We start from the raw sequence: 25,764 nt of genomic DNA on the forward strand, positions 1-25,764 counted from the left end.
TGACCTCCTCGGTGACCGGGTGCTCCACCTGCAGACGGGTGTTGACCTCCAGGAAGGAGATCGTGCCGTCCACCGCCACCAGGAACTCGCAGGTGGTGGTCATCGGGCGGTGCTCCCCTCGGGGGCGAGGCCGGCCTCGCCCGACATGAGTGCGCGGTAGCGCGCCGAGCTCTGCAGGAGTTCCTGGTGGGTGCCGACCGCCTCGATCCGGCCGTCGGCGAGGACGGCGACCCGGTCGGCGAGCAGCACGGTGCTCGGGCGGTGGGCGACCACCAGGGCGGTGGTGGAGACGAGGACCGCGCGCAGGGCGCGCTCGACCAGCGCCTCGGTGTGCACGTCCAGCGCGGAGAGCGGGTCGTCGAGCACCAGGAAGGCCGGGTCGCCGACCACGGCGCGGGCCAGGGCGAGCCGCTGGCGCTGGCCGCCGGACAGGCCGAGGCCCTGCTCGCCGACCTCGGTGTCGACGCCCTCGGGCAGGTGGTCGACGAAGCCGGCCTGGGCGGTGGCGAGGGCCGCGTGCAGCTGGTCGTCGTCCGCGCCGGGGGCGCCCATCAGCACGTTCTCGCGGATGGTGGTGGAGAACAGGGTGGGGTCCTCGAAGGCGACCGCGACCATCTCGCGCAGGTGCGAGCGGTCCAGCTCGCGGATGTCCCGGCCGTCCAGGGTGATGGTGCCGGCGGTGGTCTCGTAGAGGCGGGGGAGCAGGGCGGTGAGGGTGGTCTTGCCGCTGCCGGTGGCGCCGACCAGGGCCATCGTCTCGCCGCTGCGGATGTGCAGGTCGACGCCGCGGAGCAGATCGGGGGTGCCCGCGGGAGCGTCGGGGTAGCGGAAGCGGACGCCGGTGAGCCGGATGCCGTCGGGGGTGGTGACGGTCGTCGCGGTGGTCTTCGGGGTGGTCGTCGTGGTGCTCTTCGTGGTGCTCTGCGGGGTGGTCTTCGTGGCGGTGGTCGTGGCCGTGGGGGCGGCGTCGGTGTCGGCCGGCTCGGCGTCGGGCTCGTCCAGCACCTCGAAGAAGCGGTCGGTGGCGGTGGCGGCCTCGTTGGAGTAGGCCATCAGCCAGCCGAGCGACTCGATCGGCCAGCGCACGGTGAGCGCGGTGGAGAGGAAGGCGACCAGGGAGCCGGCGCTCAGCTCGTCGTGGGCGACCAGGTAGGCGCCGACCGCGAGGGCGCAGCCGAGGGCGAGTTCGGGCAGGCCGATGACGATCGACCAGAGGTTGGCGAGCATGCCGGCCTTGTCCAGCTCGGTGCGGCGGAGCTCGGAGGACTGACCGTGGAACCGCTCCGCCATCGAGCGGTGGCGGCCGAAGGCCTTGAGGATCCGGATGCCGAGGACGGACTCCTCGATGAGGGTGGTGAGGTCGCCGTTGCGGTCCTGCGTCAGGCGGGTGGCGCGGGAGTAGCGGGACTCGAAGCGGCGGGTGAGCAGGAAGAGCGGGACGGTCGGGCCGAGGGTGATGAGGGCGAGCCGCCAGTCCTGGGTGAACATCAGCGCGATGCCGGCCAGGAAGGTCAGCGTGTTGACGACGAGGAAGACCAGCGGGAACGACAGGAACGTCCGCATGACGTGCAGGTCGGACATCGCGCGGGAGAGCAACTGGCCGGAGCCCCAACGGTCGTGGAAGGAGACCGGCAGGCGCTGCAGCTTGCCGAAGAGCTCGCCGCGCAGGGTCGTCTCGACCTCGGCGAGCGGCCTGGCCACCACCACCCGGCGGGCGTGGAAGAAGGCGGCTTCGGAGAGGCCGAGCAGGAGCAGGAGGGCCGCGAGGGGCCAGAGGGCTTGGAGGTCGTGCTCGGCGATCGGGCCGTCGACGATCCTTCCGAGGACGATCGGTACGAGCAGGGTGCTGAGGGAAGCGAGCATCGCGGCGGTCGTCGAGACGACCAGGCGCGTGCGGACCGGACGAACGTAGGGCCACATCCGAAGGAGCGAGCGCACTGTCGAACGGCGGGGCGCGGGAGGCGCGGTGCCGGGCACTGCGACGGAATCGGTGGCGGTGTCAAGGACTTGGTTCTTGGCCATCGCGGCGAGAATAGGCCGGATACTCTCTATCGCTCAGCCAGGTATCGAACGCACCGTCGATTACCGGCCATGTGCACGGCTGGATCAGGGCGTCGCCCGCAGAAGGTGCAGCGTATGCCCGGTGAGCAGCACCGCATCCCCCGGGAGGTATAGACCGGCTGGGCCGGTGCCGTCCTCGGCGGCGGTGTCGACGACGGTCTCGAAGCGGGTACCTTCGGCCGTCCAGGGGGTGCCCGGCAGGGTGAAGGGAAGGGGTCGCGGACCGGCGTTGAGGAGCAGCAGGAAGCTGTCGTCGAGCAACGGACGGCCGTGGGCGTCGCGTTCGGACATCGCGGTTCCCGACAGGAGCATGCCCAGTGACGCGGTCGGCGCAAACCAGTCGGTCTCGGTCATGTCCCGGCCAAGAGGTGTGAACCACAGTAGATCGGGCCGACCGCCCGGAGTGGTGGCGCGGCCGGAGAAGAACGCCCGCTGCCGCAGCACGGGGTGGTGGCGGCGGAGCCGGACCAGTGCGGCGGTGAACGCGGACAGGGCGCGCCAGGCCGGGTCGTCGAGCAGCGACCAGTCGAGCCAACTCACCTCGTTGTCCTGGCAGTAGGCGTTGTTGTTGCCGCCCTGGGTGCGGCCGAACTCGTCCCCGGCGGTGAGCATCGGGACGCCGGCGGAGAGCAGCAGGGTGGCGATGAGGTTGCGCAGTTGGCGGCGGCGCAGGGCGGTGACGGCGGGGTCGGTGCTCTCGCCCTCGGCGCCGTGGTTCCAGGAGCGGTTGTCGTCGGTGCCGTCCCGGTTGGCCTCGCCGTTGGCCTCGTTGTGCTTGCGGTCGTAGGAGACGAGGTCGCGCAGGGTGAAACCGTCGTGCGCCGTCACGTAGTTGACGGAGGCGTACGGGCGGCGTCCGGCGTGCTGGTAGAGGTCGGAGGAGCCGGAGAGGCGGTAGCCGAGCTCCCGGACGTCGGGGCGGGCACCGCGCCAGAAGTCGCGTACGGTGTCGCGGTAGCGGTCGTTCCACTCGGCCCACGGCGGGGGGAAGCCGCCCACCTGGTAGCCGCCCGGGCCGACGTCCCAGGGCTCGGCGATCAGCTTCACCCGGCTGAGCAGCGGGTCCTGGGCGATGGCGGCGAGCAGCGGGTGCTCCCTGGTGACGTCGTGGCCGCCGCCGTGGCCGTTGCCGGTGGCGGCGCCGCCGCGGGCGAGGGCGGCGGCGAGGTCGAAGCGGAAGCCGTCCACGCCCATCTCGTGCACCCAGTACCGCAGCGAGTCGGTGATCAGCCGGATCACCTGGGGGCGGCGGGTGTCCAGGGTGTTGCCGCAGCCGGTGAAGTCGGCGTAACCGCGCGGGTGGTGGGGCGGCAGGCGGTAGTGGCCGGCGTTGTCGATGCCGCGCAGGAACAGCGAGGGGCCCATCTCGGAGCCCTCGGCGGTGTGGTTGTAGACCACGTCGAGGATCACCTCGATGCCGGCGGCGTGCAGCGCGCGGACCATCCGCTTGAACTCGCCGACCTGGCCGCCGCGTGAGCCGGAGGCGGAGTAGCCGGCGTGCGGGGCGAAGTAGCCGACGGTGTTGTAGCCCCAGTAGTTGACCAGGCCGCGGGCCTGGAGGTGGTCCTCGCTGACGTGGTGGTGGACCGGGAGCAGTTCGACCGCGGTGACGCCGAGCCCGGTGAGGTGGGCGAGGGCGGCGGGGTGGGCGAGGCCGGCGTAGGTGCCGCGCAGGGCGGGCGGGACGTCGGGGTGGCGCAGGGTGAAACCGCGGACGTGCAGTTCGTAGAGGACCGTCTCGGCCCAGGGGGTCTTGGGGCGGTGGTCGTCGGACCAGTCGTCGTCGTCCCGGACGACGACGGATCTGGGGACGTACGGGGCCGAGTCGCGGTTGTCGCGGACGGTGTCGGCGACGTCCGCCTCGGGCCAGCCGCGGACGGCGGCGCAGGTGGCGTCGTGGGAGGTGTAGGCGCCGTCGACGGCGCGGGCGTAGGGGTCGAGCAGCAGCTTGGCGGGGTTCCAGCGGGCGCCGGTCCACGGGTCCCAGCGGCCGTGCACGCGGTAGCCGTAGCGGGTGCCGGGGAGGACGCCGGGGACGAAGCCGTGCCAGGTGTGGGCGTCCTGCTCGGTGAGGCGCAGGCGGGTCTCGCGGCCGTCCTCGTCGAAGAGGCAGAGGTCGACGGCCTCGGCGCCGCCGGCCCAGAGCGCGAAGTTGGTGCCGGGGCGGCCGTCCGGGCCTGGGTGGAAGCGGGCGCCGAGCGGCAGCCGGCTGCCCGGCCACGGCACCGCACCGCCGGCCCCGTCCGCGGTTCCGGGGGCGTGCGCGCGTACGGCGGTCGCCGACTCCTGCCCTGACGCCATGGCGGTGCCCTCCCTGACGGGGTGTCCCGGACCCCGTGCGGTCTCTCATTCCCTGTTCACGCCGGACGGAAGCGGCTGAACACCGTCTTACCGGCAGATGGCGCCCGGGCGCGCACCCGAAAAGTCGGCCGGCCCGACTTCCCACTCCACCCCACCCACCCCTGCGTGCCGTCTGCGCCCCGCCGTGGAATATGTCGGTCGGTCTACAGATTCGCAGGGTGCTCCCGGAGGGGAAAGTCGGTCCCGCCGACTTCTTGCTCCGAGCGGGCGCGCGGGGAGTGGGAAGTCGGCCGGGCCGACTTTTCGCTCCGGGTGGGCGGCGGCCATCAGTAGACCGGTCTACATAAAAAGGGTGGATGGGGTGGGGCTTTCGGGGTGGTGGGGCGGCGTGTCGGCGTGTCCTGGTGGGGGTGGCCTCGTTGTGGGGGTAACGGACGGAGACGGCGGGAGGCCGCGAGATGTGGGTAGGGCGGCTGGCGGCGCTGGGCTGCTGCCTGGCGGTGCTGGTCGGCTGTGCCGGTGGCGGTGGGTCGGGGACGTCGAGCGGGGACGCCGCTCCGTCCGGTGGTCCGGGCGCTCCGCCTCCGCCCTCGCGGGCGTCGATCACCGCGGTGCCCGCCGACGACACCCAGAACCTGCCGCCCGAGGGCCCGGTCGGGGTGACGGTCGCCCAGGGCCGACTGGTCTCCGTGCGGCTCGCCGACACCCGGGGCGGCGAGGTCCCCGGCACGCTCTCCCCCGACGGCGCCAGCTGGACCCCGAACGGCACGCTGCCGCCGGCCACCGCGTTCACCCTGGACGCCGTCGCCGAGGACGACCAGGGCCAACGGGCGGTCCAGCACACCGACTTCTCGACGATGCCCCCGGCGCACACCTTCGTCGCCTTCTTCACCCCCGAGGACGGTTCCACCGTCGGCGTCGGCATGCCGGTCTCGCTGCGGTTCAGCCGCCCGATCACCGACCGGGCCGTGGTGGAGCGCGCGATCGCGGTGACCGCCGACCCGCCGGTGGAGGTGGCCGCGCACTGGTTCGGCGGCCAGCGCCTGGACTTCCGCCCCCGGGACTACTGGGCGCCGGGCACCAGGGTCACCGTCGCGCTGCGGCTCAAGGACGTGCAGGGCGCGCCGGGCGAGTTCGGCACCCAGAGCAAGGACGTCCGGTTCACCATCGGCCGGGCCCAGGTGTCCACCGTCGACCTGGACGCCCACACCCTCACCGTCCGGGCCGGCCAGGGCGGCAAGGCGGTGCGCACGCTCAAGGTGTCCGGCGGGGACGCCAGGCACACGACGTACCGGGGCGTGCTCGTGGTGTCCGAGAAGTACAAGGTCACCCGGATGAACTCGCAGACCGTCGGGATGGGCGACGAGTACGACATCAAGGACGTCCCGCACGCGATGCGGCTGACCAACTCGGGCACCTTCGTGCACGGCAACTACTGGGCCAGCCCGTCGGTGTTCGGCACCGCCAACACCAGTCACGGCTGCATCGGCCTGGCCGACGTCAAGGGCGGGTCGAGCGGCGAGACGCCGGCGGGCTGGCTCTTCGAGCACACGCTCCCGGGGGACGTGTTCGAGGTGAAGGCCGCGACGGGCGACGTGGTGCCGCCGAACAACGGTCTGAACGGCTGGAACCTGTCCTGGGCGCAGTGGGTGGCCGGAAGCGCCTTCCGCTCCGCCGCGAGCCCCTCCGCCACCCCGCCCGCCGGACCGGTGGTGAACGTGCCCCCGAGCCCGTCTCCGGCCCCGTCACTGAACCCGTCCCCGGCCCCGTCCCCGAGCCCCTCCGGGACCGCCTCCCCGCCCCCGTCCGGGAGCCCGTCCCCGACGGTCACCCCCTGATGATCATGTGCGGATGATCTTCACCGGCGTTCACCGGTAGCCTCCCCAGGATTCACCCATTCGGCCCAGCTATCCTGCTTGCCGCGCCGAAGCCCGGCGCGAAAGATCGCCGGTCCGGTGCAACCCGTCCGGGCGAACAATGCGTCCATCAGGATGTACACCGGGAGGGGAGAGACCGTGAAGCCGGTTAGGGCGGCCGACGCCGCGATACGCACCACCGTCACCCGCCGCCGTCTGCGCAGCAGTGCGGTGGCGTTGGCGATGGGCGGGGTGCTGCTGCTCACCGCGGCCTGCAGCAGCAGCGGCGGCGACAACAAGACCACCGGGGGCGGCGAAGCGGCCGCCACGGCCGGCGCCAACGGTACGGGGGACTCCGGCAACGGCACTCCGGCGCCGGGCCAGTCCGCGGCCACGCCGAAGACCTCGGCCGCCGTGGTGACCGTCGAGCCCAAGGACGGCGCCCAGGACGTCGCCCCGGACGGCGCGCTCAAGGTCGCCGTGGCCAACGGCAAGCTCACCGCGGTCGAGGTGACCGACAAGGAGGGCAAGCCGGTCGCGGGCACCATCGCCGCGGACGGCAGCGGCTGGAAGCCCACCTCCCCGCTGGCCGTCGGCATGGCGTACAAGGTGAACGCCCAGGCCACCGACGCCGAGGGCCTGGTGGCCGCGTCCACCACCTCGTTCACCACGCTGACGCCCGAGAAGAAGGTCTCCACCAACGACAACATCGCCGACAACGCCACCTACGGCGTCGGCATGATCGTCTCGGTGGTCTTCAACAAGGAGATCAAGAACAAGGACGCGGTCCTGGGCGGCATCACCTTCGAGACCAACAACGGCACCACCGTGAAGGGCCACTGGTTCGGCTCGAAGCGCATCGACTTCCGCCCCGAGAAGTACTGGGCGCCGGGCACCAAGGTCACCATCAAGTACCGGCTGAAGAACGTCGAGGTAGCCCCGGGCGTCTACGGCGACGTGGAGAAGGACGAGCCGTTCACCATCGGCCGCTCCCAGGTCTCCGTGGCCGACTCGGCCAGCCACCAGATGACGGTGACCCGGGACGGCGCGAGCCACACCGTGCCGGTGACCCTCGGCGACGAGAAGAACCCCTCCTGGAACGGCACCATGGTGGTGATGTCCAAGGAGAAGGTCACCCGGATGAACTCGCAGACCGTCGGTCTCGGCGGCGAGTACGACATCCCGGACGTGCCGCACGCGATGCGCCTGACCACCTCCGGCACCTTCGTGCACGGCAACTACTGGGCCAACCCGTTCGGCAAGACCAACGCCAGCCACGGCTGCATCTCGCTGCAGGACGAGAAGGGCGGCAGCGACACCTCGCAGGCGGGCAAGTTCTTCAACGACTCGATCATCGGCGACGTCGTCATCGTGAAGAACTCCAAGGAGAAGACCGTCGCCCCCGACAACGGCCTGAGCGGCTGGAACATCGGCTGGGCGAACTGGTAGGTCCTACCCGGCGGTAGCCGCCGCCAGGCCCGGTACGGCACGGACCGGCCCGATCCCCACTCGCCGGGGTCGGGCCGGTCGTCGTTTCCGCGTGGACGGGTCCCCGAACGGCGCAACCTTTCCGCTGGGTGGTGCGTGTATTGGTCGTGCGAGTACGAGGGAGGGAGTCGACGGTGAAGTCGATACGCAGGGTGATGGCCGCCGGTCTGGTCGGGGGAGCGCTGGTGCTGACCAGCGCCTGCGGCGGCGGGGGAAGCGGGGGCGGGAGCGGCAGCGCGGCCAAGGCCGAGCTGGGCGCGGGCGGGACCGCGGGGGTCCCGTCGGCGGCCGGCGCGGCGCCCGCGGCCCCCACGACGGCCGCGGGGGCGCCCGCCACCGGCGCCGCCCCCAGGGTCTCGCAGGCCGTGGTGGACATCCAGCCCGGGGCCGGCGCGGTGGACGTCGCTCCGGACGGCGCGCTCAAGGTCGCGGTCTCCGGCGGCAGGCTCACCACCGTCAAGGTGAGCGACAGGGCCGGCAAGGAGGTGGCCGGCACCATCGCCGCCGACGGGTCGAGCTGGACCCCGTCCGGCCCGCTGGCCGTCGGCACCGCGTACCAGGTGAGCGCCCTGGCGGCGGACGCGGGCGGCGTGGTCGCCTCGGCGGACAGCAGCTTCACCACGCTCACCCCCGAGCGCGAGGCGAAGGCGGGCGACAACCTGGAGGACGGCGCCACCTACGGCGTGGGCATGATCGTCTCGGTCACCTTCGACAAGGACGTGAAGAACAAGGACGCGGTGGCGAAGGGCATCACCTTCAACACCAGCGACGGCACCGTGGTGCGGGGCCACTGGTTCGGCAACCGCCGGCTGGACTTCCGTCCCGAGAAGTACTGGAACCCGGGGACGCGGGTCACCGTCCGGTACCGGCTGAAGAGCGTGGAGATCGCCCCGGGCGTCTACGGGGGAGTCGACCGGGACGAGCCCTTCACTATCGGGCGATCCCAGATCTCGACGGTTGACGCCGGGGCGCACCGGATGACGGTGGTCCGGGACGGTCAGAGCTCGGTCGTCGAGATCACCTCCGGCTCGCCCGAGCACCCGACCTGGAACGGCACCATGGTGGTCATGTCCAAGGAGGGCGTGGTGCGGATGCAGTCCAGCACCCTGCCCGGGATGACCGGCGAGCCCTACGACCTCCAGGTCCCGCACTCCATGCGGCTCACCGACTCCGGCACCTACGTGCACGGCAACTACTGGAGCAACGCCTTCGGCGAGGACAACGTCAGCCACGGCTGCGTGGGCCTCAAGGACGTCAAGGGCGGCGGCCCGGGCACCTCGGCGGGCCGGTTCTACGACGGCTCGCTGATCGGGGACGTGGTCACCGTGCAGAACTCCGCCCGCGGCCGGGTCGCGCCGGACAACGGCCTCAGCGGCTGGAACCTCGACTGGAGTGCCTGGTAGCCCGCGGCCCGTCGCGACCCTGCCCCGGACCTGCCCGAACGCGGGTTCGGGTTGCACGCGGCATATGCCGAAACACCCGTGATCGTTTGCTCATTGTCCGTACGCGGCCGCTTGCGTTCCGCAATGATGGGTCGCATGGCGGGTTGGGGCGAAACAGATCAGTCATCACTTCCGGGTGCCAGCTTGGTCGCTGACGCGTCGTGGGCTCCGTTCCAGGACGCCCTCGCGGCCCTGGAACGGCTCAGCTCCGAGGAGCTGGAACAGCTGTACGTCGGGAAGCTGTGCGACCGGGAGGCGCCGCGCGAGGTGCGGTTGCCGTCCCGGCCGGCGACCGGCCCGCTGGCGCGCCGGCTGGTGCTCGCGGCCCTGGAGACCTGGGACCTGCACCAGCACCTGGAGGTCGGCGAGTTACTCACCAGTGAACTCGTCGCCAATGCGGTGCGGCACGCTGCCGGCCGGACGATCGGACTGGCCGTGATGCGCAAGCCGGGCTGGGTCCGGGTGGAAGTGCGGGACTCCTCGCGGGCCCTGCCGTGCATGGTCGTGGCGGAGCCGCTCCCGGTGAACGAGCGCGGGCGCGGCCTGCAGGTGGTCGACGACCTGGCGGACCGCTGGGGCGCCGACCTGCTGCCGCGCGGCAAGGGCGTCTGGTTCGAGCTGAAGGTCCGTGAGCGGGCCTGACTCCGGAGGGCGGCCGTCCGGCCGGGAAAACACGCGGGGCCCCCGACTTCACCGTGGTCCGGTGGCTGGGGGCCCCTGCAGGTCATCGCGCCGGCCAAGGGGGTGCGTGCCGCGCGATGGGCGTCGGCCGCGCCAGGTCGGGCCAGCCGAAGTCTTCTCGCGCCCAGGGGCGTGCCAGTCGCTGGCGTCCGCCCTCGGACATCTCGACTATCGCATGGATCTCAGCATGTGGGCAAACCAGGTGGCTTCGATTTCAAGGTTTGTAACTTAGTTCACCTTGGGAATTTGCATAGGTTCACGCCGTGGCCTGAGATTATTCATGATCGACACTATTCCGTGCCCGCGTCCGGGGCTTCCCGGGCGGCCCGCCACCGCGTGGCGCTTGACCTCAAGTCGGCTTCACCTCCTACCGTCCTCCCGGACCGCCGGTGAACGGCCGGCGGCACTCTCCGAGGGGGATCCGCCCATGACCGCCACCGACGGCGTCGTTCCCGACCGGTACCGCTACGCGGCCGTCCCGCACATCATGGTCGCGGACGCCGCTGCGGCGATCGACTTCTACGAGCGGGCCTTCGGGGCCCGCGAGGACATCCGGATCGACGCGCCCGGGGGCGGGGTCCTGCACGCGGAGATCAGCATCGGGCGGTCCGTGCTGATGCTGGGGGACGCCGGCGGGGACGGCGCGCCGTTCACCGCCCCGTCCGTGCTCGGCGGCACCAGCGTCGCCCTGCACGTCTACGTGCCCGACGTGGACGCCCTCGCCGCGCGCGCCGAGGCGGCCGGCGCGGAGGTCCTCCAGCCGCCGACCGACATGTTCCACGGCGACCGCACCACCGTCCTCAAGGACCCCTCGGGCCATGTGTGGATCTTCCTCACCCGCCTGGAGGACCTCTCGCCGGAGGAGCTCCACCGCCGCCTGCCCACCGGCTGACGGCCGGCCGGGCCCCGGGCCTCCCCACCCCCGTCGGGGAGGCCCGGCGCCATGACCGCAGTCTTCGCCGTCCGGGCGTTGTCCAGAAGGCCCTCCGGACCGCCGTGGACAAAGCCCGCCCCGCCGCCCGGGCGCCTTGTGGGCCGGGGATCCCCGCACCTACCGTGGCCCGGGCCGACGTCGGGGGGCGAGGGGAACGGGATGGGACGCCGTGAACGGCCGGTGGATCCGGCGGACGGGCCGGTGGAGCGGTTCGCCCACGAGTTGCGCGAGCTCAGACAGGAGGCCGGCGGCCTCACCTACCGGGCCATGGCCGCCCGCGCGCACTACTCGCCGGCCGCGCTCGCCCAGGCCGCCTCCGGGGACCGGCTGCCGACCCTGCCCGTCGTCCTCGCCTACGTCGGCGCGTGCGGGGGCGACGCCGACGACTGGACCGGGCGCTGGCAGCGGGCGAGCCGGGAGCTCGCCGAGCGGGCGGCCGCGGGCGACGACCCGGCCGGCGCGCCGTACCTCGGGCTGGCCCGGTTCGAGCCCGGCGACCGGGAGCTGTTCTTCGGCCGCGCGAACCTGGTCGCCCGGCTCGTCGCGCTGGTGCGCGAACGACGGGTCGTCGCGCTGGTCGGGCCCTCCGGCAGCGGCAAGTCCTCGCTGCTGCGGGCCGGCCTGGTGCCCGCCCTGCGCGAGGAGGCCGGCCCGCACCGGCCGACCGCGATCCGCATCCTGACGCCCGGCCCGCACCCCGTCCGCAGCCACGCCGGACTGCTCGCGCCGGAGAACACCGGCCGGGGCGTGGTGCTGCTCGTCGACCAGTTCGAGGAGGTGTTCACGCTCTGCGCCGACGCCGCCGAGCGCGCCCGCTTCGTCGGCCTGCTGCTCGCCGCCGCCGGGCCCGACCGGGGCGCCCGCGTGGTGCTCGCCGTACGGGCCGACTTCTTCGGCCACTGCGCCGCCCACGGCCCGCTCGCCGAGGCCGTCCGGGAGACCACCCAGCTGGTCACCCCGATGAGCCCCGAGGAACTGCGCGACGCCGTCGTGCGGCCCGCCGCCGCCCGCGGGCTGGTCGTCGAACGCTCGCTCACCGCCCGGATCGTCCGCGACCTCGCCGACGAGCCCGGCGGCCTGCCGCTGCTCTCGCACGCCCTGCTGGAGACCTGGCGCCGCCGCCGCGGCCGCACCCTCGCGGAGAGCGCGTACGAGGCGGCGGGCGGACTGCACGGCGCGCTCGCCCGCACCGCCGAGGAGTTCCACGCCGGCCTCACCCCCGCGCAGGCCGCGGTCGCCCGCAGGGTGCTGCTGCGGCTGGTCGCACCGGGTCAGGGCACCCATGACACCCGGCGGCCCGCTGACCGCGCCGAGTTCGCCGAGCGCGCCGCGGCGGGCCCCGGCGCCGCGCCCGTCCTCGAACAGCTGGCCCGCGCCCGGCTGATCACCCTGACCGGCTCCACCGTGGACCTCGCCCACGAGGCGTTGCTCACCGGCTGGCCGCGGCTGCGCGGCTGGATCGACGAGGACCGCGAACGCCTGCACACCCAGCGCCGCCTCACCGAGGCCGCGCAGGCCTGGGCGGCGCTGGACCGGGACACCGGCGCGCTGTACCGGGGGGTGCGGCTGTCCGTCGCGGCGGACCGGTTCCCGGCCCGGCCCGACGGGCCGGACGAACTCACCCCGCTGGAGCGGGAGTTCCTCGCCGCCAGCACCGCCGCGCAGGGCCGCGAGCGCCGCCGGCGGCGGGCGCTCACCGGCGTGCTCTGCGCGGTGCTGGCGCTCGCCCTGACGGCGGGCCTGGCGGCGTGGCAGCAGAACCGGACCGGCGAGCGGCGCCGCGTCGAGGCGGACGCGCGCCGGGCCGCCGGCGTCGCCGCCGTCCTGCGGCTGTCCGACCCCCGCACCGCCATGCGGCTCGCCCTCGCCGCCTGGCGGCTCGCCGACCTGCCGGAGACCAGGTCCGCCGTGCTGGGCGCCGCGGCGCAGCGGGAACTGGACGCCTACGCCGACCCCGACGGCGACCCGGGCACCGTCCGCCACCTCGGCTCCGACGGCCGGACGCTGACCAGCATCGGCCCCGACCGGGTCACCGTCCGCGACCTGGAGACCGGCGCGCCCGTGCGCACCCTCCCCGGGCTGGGCGGGGATGTCGGCCGGGTGGGGTGGAAGGAGGGGGACGGGGACCTGGTGACCTTCTTCCCGGACGAGCCGGCCCCGGAGAACGCCGGCCGGGTCGCGGTACGGGACCTGACCGGCCGCACCCCCGACCTGGTCCTCGGCCCGGCGTCGGGCGGTGCCGAGATGGGCCCGAGCGGCCGGCAGGTGGTCGGGTACGACCGCACGCCCACCGAGTACGTGGTCACGCTGTGGGACGCGGGCGGCGGCGGGGCGCTCATGGAGTTCCGGGCGCCCCGCGATCCGGCCGCCGACCCGACGGGCGGCAGCATGCCGGCCTCGACGACGGCCCGGTACGCGCGGGACCACCGCCTGTTCGACCCGGACGCTCCGGACGTGACGCTCGGCCCCGACGGCAGGCTGCTCGCCTACTGCGTGCCCGGGCGCCCGCTCCAGCTCTGGGACGTCGCCGAGCGCCGGCAGCTGGCGGTGCCCTGGACCGCCGACCGGGACTGCTACCGGGAGCCGTACCGGTTCGTCGCGGGCGGCCGGGTGCTGGCCCACGTCACCGACGGCACCGTCCGGACCTGGGACACCTCCACCGGCACCGAGGGCCTGCCGCTGGAGTTCCGCCGGATGAGGGAGCTGGGGAGCAGCGCGGACGACCGCTACCTGGTCGCGATGACCGGCACGGAGGTGCTCCTCTGGCGGCTGGACAGCCCGAACTCGCCGGCCCTCCTCTATCCGACCGACGGCGAGATCGCCGTCGACCCCCGGATCGACCCGCGGACCGGGCTGCTCCGCTATCTGGCCGGTCCGGGCGACGGTACCGGCTCCGTGGTCCGCACCCTGGACGTGAGCGGGACGGTCCGGGCCGACTGGCAGCCGGAGCTGCTGAAGGCGAGGTTCAGCCCGGACGGGTCCCTGCTCGCCACCGCGGGCCTGCCCGGCGCGGACGGGCTCGCCCGCTTCGCGCTCGTCGACGGCCGTACCGGTGCACCGGTCGCCGGGCTGCCCGGGCAGCCCTGCCGGCGGGAGCCGTCCCGAGGTCCCTTCGCACGGTTCACGCCGCCCTGCGCCGTGTCGCTGGCGTTCCGTCCGGACGGGAGCGGGCTCGGCTACAGCACCTGGGGGCCGGGCCTCGCGCGGAGCATCGGGTTCTGGGACGCCCGGCGGGGCGGGCCGGTGGTTCCGGCGGGCGATCCGCCGGAGCGCTGGTCGGGCATGGCGCTCGCCCCGGACGGCCGGGTGGTGCTGCGGGCCGGGACGGCGGGGCTCGAACTCTGGGACCCCGGCGCCGGCCGGGTGACCGCGACCGTCCCGGGGCCGCAGGGGGAGGAGTTCGCCATCCGTCCCGACGGCCGGCTGCTGGTCACGTCCTCCGGCGACGTCGTCGACCTGCCGCGCCTGACGGCCATGCCGCACCCGCGGCACCTCGCGGCCGCGGAGGCGCTGGAGTTCAGCGCCGACGGCCGGTACCTCGCGGCCGGTGAGTCGGCCGGCCGGGTCACCCTGTGGGACGGCGGCCTGGAACGCCGGCTCGGCATCCTGACCCGGGCCGACCTCGGTGCGTCGATGGTCCTCGCCCTCGCCTTCTCGCCGGACGGCCGCACGCTCGCCGTCGCGTACCTGGACAGCACCGTCCAGCTCTGGGACCTCGACTCGCACCTTCCGGTCGGCGCCCCCTTCCCCACCGCCGGCGACACGGTGCAGGACCTCGCGTTCTCGCCGGACTCGGCCGCCCTGTACGTCGCCGGGGGGCAGGTGCGGCAGCGGATCGAGGTCGCCCCGGCCGCCGCCGCGGCGGGCGTGTGCCGCCGGGCGGGCGGCGGGTTGGGCCGGGCGGAGTGGCGCACCCACCTGCCCGGCGTCCCGTACCGGGAGACCTGCTGATCAGCGGAGCGGGGGCAGGACGTTCTCGGCGTACTGGGGGGAGACGTTGCCCGGGGGGCCGTAGTCGCAGACGACGTAGGTCTCGTACCAGGTGTCGCCCCGGCCGTGGGCGCGGGCGCAGCCGAGGCGGGTGGAGGACTTCCAGACCACCTGGGTGAACAGGCCGGTGGCGGCGGAGAAGCCGGGGCGGGTGTAGTCGTAGGCCCCGGCCTGGGCGTACCAGGCGTCGACGGCCCGGCGGCAGCCGGCCCTGTCGGGGGCGGTGGAGGCGAACCAGGACTGGTTCTCGCCGTACGCGGGGTCGAGGCCGGCGTGGCCGCCGGAGAGGCGCTCGAAGGTCGAGAGCCGGGCGGCGCGGCTCCTGGCGTACTCCTGGGCGGCGGGGTCCAGCGCCAGCGCCGGGACGCCGTGGCGGGCGCGGTACTCGTTGTGGGCGCGCAGGCAGTCGTCTGCGAAGGCCGCGTCGGTGGCGTCCGGCAGCGCGGCGCGGGCCGCCGCGGGGGCGGCGCCGGCGGCGGCGAGGAGGGCGGCCAGCAGCAGGGTGGTGAGGGTGCGGACACCGGTTCGGGTGTGCTTCATCCGCGCTCCGGGGGCTCGTGGGGGTGTTGTCCCGTCACGATGGCAGCCGCCGGACCACCCGGGTGGCCGAATGCGGCGGGTTCACCCGGGCGAGTGAGAGGGCCGGAGCACGGCGGCGCCCCCGCCGCGAAGGGCGGGGGCGCCGGCGGGTGTCAGGTCAGCACTCGATGACGTTGACGGCGAGGCCGCCGCGCGAGGTCTCCTTGTACTTGATCTTCATGTCGGCGCCGGTCTCCTTCATGGTCTTGATCGCCTTGTCGAGGGAGACGTGGTGGCGGCCGTCGCCGCGCAGGGCCATCCGGGCGGCGGTGACGGCCTTGACGGAGGCCATGCCGTTGCGCTCGATGCAGGGGATCTGGACCAGGCCGCCGACCGGGTCGCAGGTGAGGCCGAGGTTGTGCTCGATGCCGATCTCGGCGGCGTTCTCGACCTGCTCCGGGCTGCCGCCGAGGACCTCGGCGAGGCCGCCGGCGGCCATCGAGCAGGCGGAGCCGACCTCGCCCTGGCAGCCGACCTCGGCGCCGGAGATGGAGGCGTTCTCCTTGAAGAGCATGCCGATCGCGCCCGCGGCGAGCAGGAAGCGGACGATGCCGTCCTCGTCGGCGCCCGGGATGAAGTTCAGGTAGTAGTGCAGGACGGCGGGGATGATGCCGGCCGCGCCGTTGGTCGGGGCGGTGACCACCCGGCGGCCGGAGGCGTTCTCCTCGTTGACCGCCATCGCGTAGAGGGTCACCCACTCCATCGCGTTGGCCGGGCCGATGCCCTCGGCGCGCAGCGCGCGGGCGGCAGCGGCGGCGCGGCGGCGCACCTTGAGGCCGCCGGGGAGGATGCCCTCGCGGGACATGCCGGCCCGCACGCACTCCTGCATGACCCGCCAGATCTCCAGCAGCCCGGCGCGGATCTCCTCCTCGGAGCGCCAGGCCTTCTCGTTCTCCAGCATCAGGCCGGAGATGGACAGGCCGGTCTCCCGGGTCAGCCGCAGCAGCTCCTCGCCGGTGCGGAAGGGGTACTTCAGCACGGTGTCGTCGGGCTTGACCCGGTCCGCGCCGATCGCGTCCTCGTCGACGACGAAGCCGCCGCCGACCGAGTAGTAGGTCTTCTCCAGCGCGGTGGAGCCGTCGGCCCGGTAGGCCCACAGGGTCATGCCGTTGGCGTGGTACGGCAGCGAGCGGCGCCGGTGCAGCACCAGCTGGGTGTCCGGGTCGAAGTCGATGGCGTGGACGCCGAGCAGGTTGATCCGCTTCTCGGCGGTGATCCGCTCGACGTCGCGGTCGGCCTGGTCGACGTCGACGCCGCGCGGGGAGTTGTTCTCCAGGCCGAGCAGCACCGCCTTGGGGGTGCCGTGGCCGTGGCCGGTGGCGCCCAGCGAGCCGTAGAGCTCGGCGCGGACGGCCGTCACCCCGGTCAGCAGGCCCTCCGACTTCAGGCGGCGGGCGAACATCCGGGCGGCGCGCATCGGGCCGACGGTGTGGGAGCTGGACGGGCCGATGCCGATGGAGAAGAGGTCGAAGACGCTGATGGCCACGGAGGGACGTCCTTGTCTGGTCTCGTGGGTGGTGCCGGCGGGGAGGGAGGACGGCGGTGGCGGGAGGGTCGGTCGGGCGGTGACACGGGACGGGGCACCGCGCGCACTCTCCAGTGTGCGCGGTGCCCCGGAATCCCCGGTGTCCGGGCGGGGTGAGCCCGGTCACCCGCGGCCGAACGGGAGGCTCTACAGGTTCGGGTAGAGCGGGTACTTCTCGGCCAGGGCGGTGACCCGGGCCTTCAGCGCCTCGGCGGTGCCCTCGTCGAAGGCCGGCTTCAGGGCCTCGGCGATGATGTCGGCGACCTCGCGGAAGTCCTCGGCCTGGAAGCCGCGGGTGGCGAGCGCCGGGGTGCCGATCCGCAGGCCGGAGGTGACCATCGGCGGGCGCGGGTCGTTCGGGATGGCGTTGCGGTTGACGGTGATGCCGACCTCGTGCAGCCGGTCCTCGGCCTGCTGGCCGTCGAGCTGGCTGTTGCGCAGGTCGACCAGGACCAGGTGGACGTCGGTGCCGCCGGACAGCACGGAGACGCCGGCCTCGGTGACGTCGGCCTGCAGCAGGCGCTCGGCCAGGATCCGGGCGCCGTCCAGGGTGCGCTGCTGGCGCTCCTTGAACTCCTCCGAGGCGGCGACCTTGAAGGCGACGGCCTTGCCGGCGATGACGTGCTCCAGCGGGCCGCCCTGCTGGCCGGGGAAGACCGCGGAGTTGATCTTCTTGGCGTGCTCGGCCTTGGAGAGGATGACGCCGCCGCGCGGGCCGCCCAGGGTCTTGTGGGTGGTGGTGGTGACCACGTCCGCGAACGGCACCGGGTTGGGGTGCAGGCCCGCGGCGACCAGGCCGGCGAAGTGGGCCATGTCGACCATCAGCAGCGCGCCGACCTCGTCGGCGATCCGGCGGAACGCGGCGAAGTCGAGCTGGCGCGGGTAGGCGGACCAGCCGGCGATGATCAGCTGCGGCCGGTGCTCCTTGGCGAGGCGCTCGACCTCGTCCATGTCGACCTGGCCGCTCTTGTCGTCCACGTGGTACGGCACCACGTTGTAGAGCTTGCCGGAGAAGTTGATCTTCATGCCGTGGGTCAGGTGACCGCCGTGGGCCAGGCTCAGGCCCAGGATGGTGTCGCCCGGCTTGATCAGCGCGAACATCGCGGCGGCGTTGGCCTGCGCGCCGGAGTGCGGCTGGACGTTGGCGTGCTCGGCGCCGAACAGGGCCTTGATCCGGTCGATGGCGATCTGCTCGACCACGTCGACGTGCTCGCAGCCGCCGTAGTAGCGGCGGCCGGGGTAGCCCTCGGCGTACTTGTTGGTCAGCACCGAGCCCTGGGCCTCCATGACCGCCACCGGGGCGAAGTTCTCGGAGGCGATCATCTCCAGGGTGGTCTGCTGGCGGTGCAGCTCGGCGTCGACCGCGGCGGCGATCTCCGGGTCGAGGGCGTGCAGGGACTGGTTCAGAACCGTCATGGTGGAGTCTTCCCGGGAGGAGAGTCAGGAGGGGCCGCGCCCCGCGCGTCGCCGGAAGGGTGGCGGCGGGCGACGGGTGGGACGGCGCGGGGCGGCCGCGGTGCGGCGGCCGCCCCGGCGGTGGCTCAGGCCGAGGGGTTGGTGAGCGCGGTGTACTCGTCGGCGGTCAGCACGGCGCCGGTCGCCTCGACGCGGACCTTGAACAGCCAGCCACCCTCGAACGGCTCGCTGTTGACCAGGCCGTTGTCGTTCTTGACGTCCTCGTTGACCTCGGTGACCTCACCGGTCACCGGCGAGAACAGGTCGCTGACCGACTTGGTCGACTCCAGCTCGCCACAGGTCTCGCCGGCCGTCACGGTGGAGCCGACCTCGGGGAGCTCCACGTAGACGATGTCACCGAGGGCGTCGGCGGCGTGCTGGGTGATGCCGATCGTGGACACACCGTCGGCGTCGGCGGCGGTCAGCCACTCGTGCTCCTCGGTGTACTGCAGGTGCTGGGGGTTGCTCATGGCGTCATTCTCCAGGATGGGAAGCGGGTACGACGAAGCGGCCCGGCGCGCGGACGTTCCTCGCGGGGAAACAGGTGGGGGGAGGGTCAGCGGGCGCGCTTGTAGAACGGCAGCGCCACGACCTGGACCGGCTCGTGCTTGCCGCGCACGTCCACCGCGACGGTGGTGCCCGGGGTGGCGTGGGCCGCGTCCACGTAGGCCATCGCGATCGGCTTCTCCAGGGTGGGGGAGGGCGAGCCGGAGGTGATCCGGCCGATCGGCTCACCGTCGGTGGAGACCACGGTGTACTCGGCGCGCGGCACGCGCTTGCCCTCGGAGACCAGGCCGACCAGCACCCGCGGCGGGTTGGCCTCGGCCTCGGCGGCGGCCCGCTCCAGGGCCTTGCGGCCGACGAAGGCGCCGTCGTTGGTGGTCTTGTCGAAGCGGACGACCCGGCCGAGGCCCGCGTCGAACGGGGTCAGGTCGGTGGACAGCTCGTGGCCGTACAGCGGCATGCCGGCCTCCAGGCGCAGCGTGTCGCGGCAGGACAGGCCGCAGGGGATGAGGCCGCGGTCGGCGCCGGCCTCGGTGAGCGCCTGCCAGATCTGCTCGGCGTCGCCCGGGTTGCAGAAGATCTCGAAGCCGTCCTCGCCGGTGTAGCCGGTGCGGGCGAGCAGCACGTCGCGGCCGGCCACCTGGGCCGGGAGGATCGCGTAGTACTTCAGGCCGGGCAGGTCGGCCTCGGTGGTGCCGGCCAGGATCTCGGTGGACTCCGGGCCCTGGACGGCGATCAGCGCGTAGGCGTCGCGGTCGTCGGAGACGACGGCGTTGTAGCCCTTGGCGCGGGCGATCAGCTCGTCCAGCACCAGCTGGGCGTTGGAGGCGTTGGCGACGACCAGGAAGGCGTCCTCGCGCAGGCGGTAGACGATCAGGTCGTCCAGGATGCCGCCGTCCTCGGCGCAGATCATGGTGTAGCGGGCGCGCAGCACGCCGAGCGCGGAGACGAAGCCGACCAGGGCGTGGTCCAGCATCTCGCCGGCCTGCGGGCCGGCGACGGTGATCTCGCCCATGTGGGAGAGGTCGAACAGACCCGCCTTGGTGCGGACGGCGAGGTGCTCCTCGCGCTCGCTGCCGTAGCGCAGCGGCATGTCCCAGCCGGCGAAGTCGGTCATGGTGGCGCCGAGGGCGCGGTGCAGCGCGTCGAGCGCGGTGAGGCGGAGGGACGACATGGCCAGGAACTCCTCGGTCGGGGCACTCAGGGGTGCGCGCGCCGGGACCGGCCCTGCTCGGGGCGGCGGACCCTGCACGCGGGCATGCGGCGGCTGGGTCTCCCCATCTGTCGTCGAACCTGAGAGCTTCACCGTCCACTGCCCTGTAGGAACAGCATGGCGGCTTGCACCGTGGGTGGGCGGACGGCAGGGCCGTGCACCGCTTTCCAGATGTGCCTAACCCGTGCGGTAGGGGTGCCTGAGAGATTCCGGGGAGGACTTGCTCCTTCGGCGCCGGCTGTGCCGCCTGACGGTGGCACTCCGGACTCTCCCGCGCGGGTTCGAGCGGCCGGTATGGAGTTGGAGGGGCCTGGGTGGATGCCACCGCAGACGCGCACATCATGGCACGTCCACGGGAATGAGGGGAGAGGGGCCTCCGTCACGTTCGGTCCGCCGGGCCGGGAGGGGGCGCCGAAACGCTAGGCTGCGGGCATCGGCGAGCAGAGGGCGGTACGGCGGCGCATGGGGTACCCGGTGGAGCAGCAGGGGTGGGGCGGGGCGGACGCGGCGCCGCCGGGCGGCGGGTGGCCGGCCAACGAGCTGGAGCAGGTGCTCGCCGCCGCGCTCGGCGACCCGGGCGCGACCCCCCGGGTGATCGAGGTGCTGGCGCGCAGCCAGGTGTGGATCCCGCTGCCGTCCGGCGGCGACCCGCAGGGGCAGTCGCTGGACATTCCGACGATCGAACTGGCCGGCGACCCCTATGTCCCGGTGTTCTCCTCGCAGGAGGTGTTCCTCCAGCAGGCGCCGGGGATGCCGTTCGCGGTCGCGCCGGTGTGGGAGTTCGCCCGCGGTCTGCCGCTGGGCGTGGGCATCGCGGTCAACCCGGAGGCGGCGGTGGGCATCCCGGTGCCGCCGGAGGGCGTGGCCGAGCTGCGCCGCGGGCCGCGCGAGGACCGCTGGGACACCGCCCCGGACGCGCCGGACGCTCCCGGCGGCGGCCGGGTGGCGCTGCGCGAGCCGGTGCCGGGGGAGGACCCGGAGGCGTTCCTGGCCGCCTGCCGCGGAGAACTCGCCGCCCTGCCCGGGGTGCTGAGCGCGCGGCGGGCGCTGGCGAGCGTCGAGGGCGAGCCGACCGTGATGCTCGTGGGCGTCCAGCTGGACCCGCGGGCCCCGGCCGACCCGGGCGCGGTGAACGAGGCGCTCGGGCGAGCGCTGGGAACCGCGCCGCTGCCCGGAGGCGTCCACCTCGTACTGCTCGACCTCGCGGACGATCCGGTGGTCGACTGGTTGGTGAACCGGGTCGCGCCCTTCTACGTACGGGGCTGACCCGGCCTCCGGCCGTCCGTCCGGCATCCGCCGGACAGGGTGCGGGCGGGACGGCGGTACGGGCCCTGGCACGTCGGCGTGGCGGCGGTCGGCGGCCTCCCCATAGGGTGCGTGCTGACGGCCGCCGGGCCGCCGGTGACGGACGAGGATCGAAGAAGCGCAGCGAGGTGGGCGCATGAGTGCGGGATCGGTAGCTGGCGGTGCACCGGGGCCCTGGGGCCAGGCGCCCACCGGACGCCCGGATCCGGGCGCGCTGGAGCGCGCGCTGCGCGAGGTGGCGCCGGAGCGCTACGAGGCCTACGAGACGATGCTGCACGCGCTCGCCGAGGGCCGGGTCTGGATGCTGCTCTGGCACGGCACGCCGGGCAGTCCGGACGCCCAGTACGGGAACATGGAGATCAGCGGCCACGGGTACGCGCCGGCGGTCACCTCGCCCGAGCAGCTGGCGGCGTCCGGCTGGGCGCGGGCGCACGAGGTGATCTCCGGCCGGGAGATCGCGGCCTCGCTGTACCGGACCCGGTGGGGGCTCTGGCTGAACCCGCACGCACCGGGCGGCGGGGTGGGCGTGCCCTGGGCGGACCTGCGGCGGGTCGCCGCGGGCCTGGACCGGCTGCCGGCCGGTCCGTTGAAGCTGAGCGAGCCGCAGGTGCCGGCCCAGCAGTTCTTCGCGCTGCTGGAGCGCCAGGCGGTCGAGGTGCGCGCGGTGAAGGCGCTGCGCCGGGCCTGGGTGCGGCCGTCGGTGGGCGAGCCGTACCTGGCCATCGGTCTTGACCTGTACGAGAGTTCGCCGCCCACGGTGGAGGCGGTGCGGGCGCTGATGCAGCGGGCGATCGCGGTGGCGCCGGAGGGGCTCGCGGTCTCGACGGTGGCGATGGCGGACGAGTACGACCCGGTGGCGCTGTGGATGCGGGCCAACGCGCGCCCGTTCTACGACCGGGAGGCGGGCGGCCACGGCCGGCCGTCGACGGGGCCCTACCCGCCGGTGCCCCCGCCGCCGTACGCCTCGCAGCAGGGTCCGGCCCAGGGGCCGGGTTACGGCTACGGCACGCATCCGCCGGCGCAGGGCTGGCCGGGGCAGCAGCCGCCGCCGCAGCAGCCGTGGCCCGGCTACCCCGGGCGCTGACCCGGACGGAAATCGTCGTACAACATCAAAGTCCGATCACCGGAACCGGCTTGACTCCATGTCAGGCCGGTTCCGGCGTCTTTCCGGACGTTCTCCCCGGAGTGGGTGGCAGACATCTTGACATGGCTGTTACAGCTGTGTGAAGAGGGATATGCCGAAGATCCGGGAGGTGCATGCGCACAGATCACAGTTGGGCATCTGTCGGTTGGCAGGGCTGGCGCAAGCCAGTTCGGATGGCAGAGAGTTCTGCAACAGCCCACCGCGCGTGGTTGGCGCCCCACAAAGGCGAACGCGCTGGCGGACCGCATGATCCACGTGACGCCCATCCCGCGTGGCAGCAGTACTGAGCACGTCGTACCGCTGGGAAGCACCCCCGCACCCTGTACCTCCGCACGTCCGCACCCAAGCACGTCCGCACCAGCCGAGCCGCCGATCCCGGCGTCCGGCACCCGTGGGCCGGCCACCGTCGGCGAGGGGACCGAACTGACCATGACCGCACCCATCAAGACCGCCGGCAGCGCACCGGAGGCAGACGCCGCCGCGAGCCCGGCCAAGAAGATCGAGGGCCGCTCGCTCGGCCGGATCGCCTGGACCCGCTTCAAGCGGGACAAGGCCGCCGTCGCCGGCGGCGTCGTGGTGATCCTGCTGATCCTGCTCGCCGTGCTGGCCAAGCCGATCGAATCGGTTTTCGGCCTCGACCCCGACGCCCTCCACCAGGACCTGCTGGACGCCGACCTCGGCGGCCTGCCCCTGGGCGACTGGGGCGGCATGAGCTGGGACCACCCGCTCGGCGTCGACCCTCTGCAGGGCCGTGACCTGCTCACCCGCGTGATCGAGGGCTCCTGGGTCTCCCTGCTGGTCGCCTTCGGCGCGACCGTGCTGTCCAACACCATCGGCACCGTGCTCGGCATCATGGCCGGCTACTACGGCGGCTGGGTGGACACCGTGATCAGCCGGGTGATGGACGTCTTCCTCGCCTTCCCGCTGCTGCTCTTCGCCATCGCGATCTCCACGTCGCTGCAGGGCGGCGCGTTCGGCCTGCACGGCCTGCCGCTGCACATCATGGTGCTGATCTTCGTGATCGGCTTCTTCAACTGGCCCTACATCGGCCGGATCGTGCGCGGACAGACCCTCTCGCTGCGCGAGCGCGAGTTCGTCTACGCGGCCCGCAGCCTGGGCGCCCGGGGGCCGTTCATCCTGTTCAGGGAACTGCTGCCCAACCTGGTCGGTCCGATCCTGGTCTACTCGACCCTGCTGATCCCGACCAACATCCTCTTCGAGGCCGGGCTGAGCTTCCTCGGCGTCGGCATCCAGCCCCCGCAGGCCTCCTGGGGCGGCATGCTCCAGGACGCGATCCGGTACTACCAGGTGGACCCCCAGTACATGGTGGTCCCCGGTCTGGCGATCTTCCTCACCGTGCTCGCCTTCAACCTGCTCGGCGACGGGCTGCGTGACGCCCTCGATCCCAAGAGCAACTGACAAAGCGTCAGGATCCCTCGTACAGCCACAACTTCCTCAAGGGGTTGATCTCACCCATGCGTAGGTCCCGTACCGTCGCGCTGACCGCCATGGCCGCTTCCGCGGTCCTGGTCGTCACCGGCTGCTCGTCGAGCACGAAGAGCGACGACGCCAAGTCCACCGCCACCGGCACCGAGGCCGCCGGCGGCTCCGGGGCCAACGCGGCCACCAAGAACATCGTCAACGCCTCGGACAAGAAGGGCGGGACGGTCACCTTCGAGATGAAGGGCGCCCCGGACTCGCTCGACCCGGGCAACACGTACTACGCCTACATCTACAACTTCTCGCGCCTGTACGGCCGTCCGCTCACCACCTTCCAGCCGGGCGCCGGCGAGGCGGGCAACAAGCTCGTCCCGGACCTCGCCGAGTCGCTCGGCCAGGTCAGCCCGGACGGCCTGACCTGGACGTACAAGCTGCGCAAGGGCCTGAAGTACGACGACGGCACCCCGATCACCTCGAAGGACGTCAAGTACGCCGTCGAGCGCTCCAACTTCGCGCCGGAGGTCAACTCCAACGGCCCGACGTACTTCAAGGAGCTGCTGGTCGACAACCCGGACGCGCCGTACGCGGGTCCGTACAAGGACAAGACCGGCGACCTGAAGTCGATCGAGACGCCCGACGACACCACGATCGTCTTCCACCTGAAGCACGCCTTCGCCGACTTCGACTACCTGGTCAGCGCCCCGCAGACGGCTCCGGTCCCGCAGGCCAAGGACACCGGCTCCGAGTACGTCAAGAAGATCGTCTCCTCCGGCTCCTTCAAGTTCGAGTCCTACGAGGACGGCAAGCAGGCCGTCCTGGTCCCGAACACCAACTGGGACCCGGCCACCGACCCGATCCGCAAGCAGCTGCCGGACAAGATCGTGCTGCGGATGAACATCGACCAGGCCACCATCGACAAGGACCTGCTGGCCGGCAACGCCCAGGTCGACCTGGTGGGCGGCGGTGTCGACCCGCAGACCCAGGCGCAGATCCTGCAGAACCCGAAGCTGAAGGCCAACACCGACAACGCCTACGGCGGCCGCAAGGTCTACATGGCGATCAACACCCAGGTCGCGCCGTTCGACAACATCGAGTGCCGCAAGGCCGTCCAGTTCGCGGTCGACAAGGTCTCGGTGCAGACCGCGCTCGGCGGTCCGATCCGCGGCCAGGTCGCCAACACCATGCTCCCGCCGGACATCCCGGGCCACCAGGACTTCAACGTCTGGGAGACCAAGGACAACAAGGGTGACGAGGCCAAGGCCAAGGAAGCCCTGAAGGCCTGCGGCAAGGACAGCATCACCACCGTGCTCTCCGCCCGCACCGAGCGCGCCACCGAGGTCGCCGCCGCCACCTCGATCCAGGCCGCGCTGAAGAAGGTCGGCATCAACGCCGAGATCCAGCAGTTCCCGCAGGGCAAGTACCTGGCCGACAGCGCCGGCGCCCCGCAGTTCGCCAAGGACCACAACATCGGCCTGATGATGATGCAGTGGGGCGCCGACTGGCCGACCGGCTACGGCTTCCTGCAGCAGATCGTCGACGGCCGCGCGATCAAGGCCTCCGGCAACAGCAACCTGCCCTCGCTGAACGACCCCGCGGTCAACAAGCTGCTCGACGACGCCGCCACCAACCCGGACCGGGCGGCCCGCGAGAAGATCTACGGCGACATCGACAAGAAGGTCATGGAGCAGGCGGTCTACGTCCCGCTGACCGACTTCAAGGTCTTCCTGTACCGCCCGGACAGCGCCACCAACCTCGTGTCCACGGCGGCCTTCTCGGGTGAGTACGACTACCTGAACATCGGCACCACCAAGTAAGAGCCTGGCTCCGCATCCCTGAAGGCAGGTGA

General features: G+C 72.9%; 17 protein-coding genes, 1 pseudogene and 1 riboswitch. Of the genes and pseudogenes, 10 read left to right on the forward strand and 8 right to left on the reverse strand.

The features are described from left to right. From ABT093_RS31020 to glgX, 3 genes and pseudogenes are all read right to left on the reverse strand, one after another. Positions 1-94, reverse strand: a pseudogene (locus ABT093_RS31020) (ATP-binding protein); the annotation flags it as partial. 5 nt (positions 95-99) lie between these two features. Further along, positions 100-2,022, reverse strand: a complete 1,923-nt coding sequence (locus ABT093_RS31025) for an ABC transporter ATP-binding protein (protein ID WP_502884353.1) — start codon at positions 2,020-2,022, stop codon at positions 100-102. Between the two features lie 84 nt (positions 2,023-2,106). Continuing rightward, on the reverse strand, positions 2,107-4,362 hold the full coding sequence (glgX, locus tag ABT093_RS31030) for a glycogen debranching protein GlgX (RefSeq protein WP_350570098.1): 2,256 nt from the start codon (positions 4,360-4,362) through the stop codon (positions 2,107-2,109). A gap of 611 nt (positions 4,363-4,973) precedes the next feature. Between glgX and ABT093_RS31035 the strand changes: the two genes are divergently transcribed. From ABT093_RS31035 to ABT093_RS31060, 6 genes are all read left to right on the forward strand, one after another. Then, positions 4,974-6,200: a L,D-transpeptidase gene (locus ABT093_RS31035; RefSeq protein ID WP_350570100.1), complete on the forward strand. Its 1,227-nt coding sequence runs from the start codon at positions 4,974-4,976 to the stop codon at positions 6,198-6,200. A 177-nt stretch (positions 6,201-6,377) separates the two neighbouring features. Then, on the forward strand, positions 6,378-7,667 hold the full coding sequence (locus ABT093_RS31040) for a L,D-transpeptidase (protein ID WP_350570102.1): 1,290 nt from the start codon (positions 6,378-6,380) through the stop codon (positions 7,665-7,667). Positions 7,668-7,840: 173 nt separating this feature from the next. Then, positions 7,841-9,109 (forward strand): L,D-transpeptidase, encoded by a 1,269-nt coding sequence (locus tag ABT093_RS31045; RefSeq protein ID WP_350570103.1) that lies wholly within the window; start codon positions 7,841-7,843, stop codon positions 9,107-9,109. A gap of 183 nt (positions 9,110-9,292) precedes the next feature. After that, a complete protein-coding gene (locus ABT093_RS31050) occupies positions 9,293-9,790 on the forward strand; it encodes an ATP-binding protein (protein ID WP_350570104.1) in 498 nt (165 codons plus the stop codon). Between the two features lie 466 nt (positions 9,791-10,256). Continuing rightward, a complete protein-coding gene (locus ABT093_RS31055) occupies positions 10,257-10,721 on the forward strand; it encodes a VOC family protein (protein ID WP_350570106.1) in 465 nt (154 codons plus the stop codon). A 201-nt stretch (positions 10,722-10,922) separates the two neighbouring features. Next, positions 10,923-14,714 (forward strand): nSTAND1 domain-containing NTPase, encoded by a 3,792-nt coding sequence (locus ABT093_RS31060; RefSeq protein WP_350570108.1) that lies wholly within the window; start codon positions 10,923-10,925, stop codon positions 14,712-14,714. Here ABT093_RS31060 and ABT093_RS31065 read toward each other — a convergent pair whose 3' ends face one another. From ABT093_RS31065 to gcvT, 5 genes are all read right to left on the reverse strand, one after another. Beyond that, positions 14,715-15,293, reverse strand: coding sequence for a CAP family protein (locus ABT093_RS31065; protein WP_350570109.1), 579 nt, complete (start codon positions 15,291-15,293; stop codon positions 14,715-14,717). It abuts the gene before it with no gap. A gap of 157 nt (positions 15,294-15,450) precedes the next feature. Beyond that, positions 15,451-16,818, reverse strand: coding sequence for an L-serine ammonia-lyase (locus ABT093_RS31070; RefSeq protein WP_350570110.1), 1,368 nt, complete (start codon positions 16,816-16,818; stop codon positions 15,451-15,453). A 186-nt stretch (positions 16,819-17,004) separates the two neighbouring features. Beyond that, entirely contained in the window at positions 17,005-18,273 is a 1,269-nt protein-coding gene (glyA, locus tag ABT093_RS31075) for a serine hydroxymethyltransferase (RefSeq protein WP_350570112.1), read from the reverse strand. Between the two features lie 125 nt (positions 18,274-18,398). Then, positions 18,399-18,782 carry a glycine cleavage system protein GcvH gene (gcvH, locus tag ABT093_RS31080; RefSeq protein ID WP_350570114.1) on the reverse strand — a complete coding sequence of 128 codons (384 nt, stop codon included), beginning with the start codon at positions 18,780-18,782 and terminating at the stop codon, positions 18,399-18,401. An 86-nt stretch (positions 18,783-18,868) separates the two neighbouring features. Beyond that, positions 18,869-19,990, reverse strand: coding sequence for a glycine cleavage system aminomethyltransferase GcvT (gene gcvT / locus ABT093_RS31085; RefSeq protein ID WP_350570116.1), 1,122 nt, complete (start codon positions 19,988-19,990; stop codon positions 18,869-18,871). 216 nt (positions 19,991-20,206) lie between these two features. Continuing rightward, positions 20,207-20,313, reverse strand: a riboswitch (glycine riboswitch). 178 nt (positions 20,314-20,491) lie between these two features. Here gcvT and ABT093_RS31090 point away from each other — a divergent pair. The 4 genes from ABT093_RS31090 to ABT093_RS31105 all read left to right on the forward strand — a co-directional run bounded on the left by ABT093_RS31090 (position 20,492) and on the right by ABT093_RS31105 (position 25,732). Continuing rightward, positions 20,492-21,295, forward strand: coding sequence for an enhanced serine sensitivity protein SseB (locus ABT093_RS31090; RefSeq protein ID WP_350570117.1), 804 nt, complete (start codon positions 20,492-20,494; stop codon positions 21,293-21,295). A gap of 175 nt (positions 21,296-21,470) precedes the next feature. Then, positions 21,471-22,418, forward strand: coding sequence for an enhanced serine sensitivity protein SseB (locus ABT093_RS31095; protein ID WP_502884354.1), 948 nt, complete (start codon positions 21,471-21,473; stop codon positions 22,416-22,418). 489 nt (positions 22,419-22,907) lie between these two features. Beyond that, positions 22,908-23,897 (forward strand): ABC transporter permease, encoded by a 990-nt coding sequence (locus ABT093_RS31100; protein WP_350570118.1) that lies wholly within the window; start codon positions 22,908-22,910, stop codon positions 23,895-23,897. Between the two features lie 56 nt (positions 23,898-23,953). Then, positions 23,954-25,732 carry an ABC transporter substrate-binding protein gene (locus ABT093_RS31105; RefSeq protein ID WP_350570120.1) on the forward strand — a complete coding sequence of 593 codons (1,779 nt, stop codon included), beginning with the start codon at positions 23,954-23,956 and terminating at the stop codon, positions 25,730-25,732. Positions 25,733-25,764: the final 32 nt, after the last annotated feature.

This window comes from Kitasatospora sp. NPDC002551 (assembly GCF_040296005.1).
Lineage (GTDB): Bacteria > Actinomycetota > Actinomycetes > Streptomycetales > Streptomycetaceae > Kitasatospora.

Coding starts and splice junctions, on each gene's coding strand:
- ABT093_RS31095 (WP_502884354.1), top strand. CDS start 21,471: ATGAGTGCGGGATCGGTAGCTGGCGGTGCACCGGGGCCCTGGGGCCAG.
- ABT093_RS31055 (WP_350570106.1), top strand. CDS start 10,257: ATGACCGCCACCGACGGCGTCGTTCCCGACCGGTACCGCTACGCGGCC.
- ABT093_RS31060 (WP_350570108.1), top strand. CDS start 10,923: ATGGGACGCCGTGAACGGCCGGTGGATCCGGCGGACGGGCCGGTGGAG.
- ABT093_RS31065 (WP_350570109.1), bottom strand. CDS start 15,293: ATGAAGCACACCCGAACCGGTGTCCGCACCCTCACCACCCTGCTGCTG.
- ABT093_RS31090 (WP_350570117.1), top strand. CDS start 20,492: ATGGGGTACCCGGTGGAGCAGCAGGGGTGGGGCGGGGCGGACGCGGCG.
- ABT093_RS31025 (WP_502884353.1), bottom strand. CDS start 2,022: ATGGCCAAGAACCAAGTCCTTGACACCGCCACCGATTCCGTCGCAGTG.
- ABT093_RS31105 (WP_350570120.1), top strand. CDS start 23,954: ATGCGTAGGTCCCGTACCGTCGCGCTGACCGCCATGGCCGCTTCCGCG.
- gcvH (WP_350570114.1), bottom strand. CDS start 18,782: ATGAGCAACCCCCAGCACCTGCAGTACACCGAGGAGCACGAGTGGCTG.
- glyA (WP_350570112.1), bottom strand. CDS start 18,273: ATGACGGTTCTGAACCAGTCCCTGCACGCCCTCGACCCGGAGATCGCC.
- glgX (WP_350570098.1), bottom strand. CDS start 4,362: ATGGCGTCAGGGCAGGAGTCGGCGACCGCCGTACGCGCGCACGCCCCC.
- gcvT (WP_350570116.1), bottom strand. CDS start 19,990: ATGTCGTCCCTCCGCCTCACCGCGCTCGACGCGCTGCACCGCGCCCTC.
- ABT093_RS31100 (WP_350570118.1), top strand. CDS start 22,908: ATGACCGCACCCATCAAGACCGCCGGCAGCGCACCGGAGGCAGACGCC.